Source organism: Kitasatospora sp. NPDC005751, assembly GCF_040630835.1.
Classification (GTDB): domain Bacteria; phylum Actinomycetota; class Actinomycetes; order Streptomycetales; family Streptomycetaceae; genus Kitasatospora.
Window position 1 is genome coordinate 1 of the sequence record NZ_JBEXYC010000155.1, and the last position, 1,606, is coordinate 1,606.

Consider the following 1,606-nt stretch of genomic DNA (forward strand, 5'->3'; position numbering starts at 1 on the left):
CGCGTACACCTTCGCCGGGCTCGCCGGGATGGGCGACCTGGTGGCGACCTGCTCCTCGCCGCTCTCCCGCAACCACACCTTCGGCACCAACCTCGTGGCATCAGCCAGGGCAGTGTCCCGAGCCCGACGCCCGCGGCTCGGAGCGGGTCCCTCCGTCGGCCGGCCAGTCGGCCCAGCAGGGCTGGTGCCGTCACGGTGCCGAGCCAGATCGGCAGCAGGCCCAGCATGGGCAGCGGCAGGTACTGCGCCGTGTACCGGTCGGCCGCGATCGCGGGGAGCGCGACGGCGAGCGTGAGTGCGGCCATCTCCCACCGGCCCCGCCGGGTGATGTCCACGAGTGCGGCCGGTGCGAGCAGCACCAGTGCGCCGACCAGTGCCATGCCGGCCAGCTGACCCGCCGAGTACGGGTCCGGCATGAACAGGGCCTGCACGCCGCCGCTGAGGAGGGCGGCTGCCACGCCCGTGATCCGGGCGGCCCGCCAACGGCCGGTCACGGCGATCCCGAGGGCGAGCAGCCACGGCGCGGTGCGGGTCAGTTGGAGGACCGCGGCCAGCACCGCGTGGCCGAGGCCGAGGTTGGGGTAGGGGTACCGGATCCGGTGGATCAGCTCACGCAGCCCGGGCAGCAGGAAGTACAGGGCGCAGCCGGCCGCGAGCGCGAGCGCGACCGGTGCCGCTCCCGCCAGCACGCGGCCGGCCCAGTCCGTGGGGCCGATCCGCAACCGCAGCCGCAGGGCGTGGGTGGCGAGGTCTCGGTACTCCCGGAGCACCGCCCCGCGGGTGCGGCCCTGGGTGGTCTCGGTGAAGGTGGCGTGGATGTCGTCGCCGTGTGCGGAGCGGTACCGGGCGGGGTAGAGGCCGATCAGCAGGCGGGCCGCCCGTGGGGCGTCGTGGCCGGTCGTGACACCGTTCATGAGGTCGCCCCCTGGGGTCGCGGACGGAAGGCGCCCAGCCGGCGTTCGGCCTCGGTGGCGGCGGCCCGCAGGCGGGTGGCCTCCTGTGCCAGCGCGTCCTGTCCCTGGTCGGTGAGGGCGAACGTGCGGCGCAGTCGTCCGCTGACCACCTCCTCGCTGTCGATCCGCACCAGGCCCTGCTGGAGCAACCGGTCGAGCGCGGTGTAGAGCGTGCCGGTGCTCAGGCGGCTGTGCCCGTCAAGCCGCAGCACAGCGACGGCCGACTCACGAAGAACAACCTCGCCCTGGAGGCTGGCGTCAGCCCCGCCACGATGTTCCGCGCGAAGGCCGTCCTGGCCGACTGGGACGCCCACATCGACACCCACGGCAGCCGCACCGCTGGCGAGGCCCGCCGGGACGCAGACAACGACGAACTCCGCCGACAACTCGCCGCAGCCAAGAAGGAGATCACCGAACTCAACCGGCGACTGACCGCCGCGACCACGGTCATCGCCGGTCTGCACCACGACAACCAGCTCCTTCGAGCCGAACACCATGCTGCCGGGGTCATTACCGAGCTGCTGCCGCGACCGCGCGAGTAGTCGCGCCCGACGCTCCTAGTACTGCAACGGTGCTTAGCGTGACGGTTGTTGGGTTCGCTCGTTGGGCTGTTCATGGGTGGGGACATATCCGAGGTCGATGCTCGTCGCTGG

At 72.6% G+C, this 1,606-nt stretch carries 2 protein-coding genes and 1 pseudogene; 2 read left to right on the top strand and 1 reads right to left on the bottom strand.

Going from position 1 to position 1,606, the window contains the following annotated elements:
• Window positions 1-91 (top strand): annotated as a pseudogene (locus ABZ497_RS36745) (NAD(P)H-dependent glycerol-3-phosphate dehydrogenase); the annotation flags it as partial.
• An 819-nt stretch (window positions 92-910) separates the two neighbouring features.
• On the opposite strand, the gene ABZ497_RS36750 reads toward ABZ497_RS36745, so the two are convergent.
• Window positions 911-1,165 (bottom strand): helix-turn-helix transcriptional regulator, encoded by a 255-nt coding sequence (locus tag ABZ497_RS36750; RefSeq protein WP_359812494.1) that lies wholly within the window; start codon window positions 1,163-1,165, stop codon window positions 911-913.
• Between ABZ497_RS36750 and ABZ497_RS36755 the strand changes: the two genes are divergently transcribed.
• The gene (locus ABZ497_RS36755) at window positions 1,145-1,495 is read left to right on the top strand and encodes a hypothetical protein (RefSeq protein WP_359812497.1); all 351 of its coding nucleotides are present in this window, start codon (window positions 1,145-1,147) and stop codon (window positions 1,493-1,495) included. The genes ABZ497_RS36750 and ABZ497_RS36755 overlap by 21 nt on opposite strands.
• Window positions 1,496-1,606: the final 111 nt, after the last annotated feature.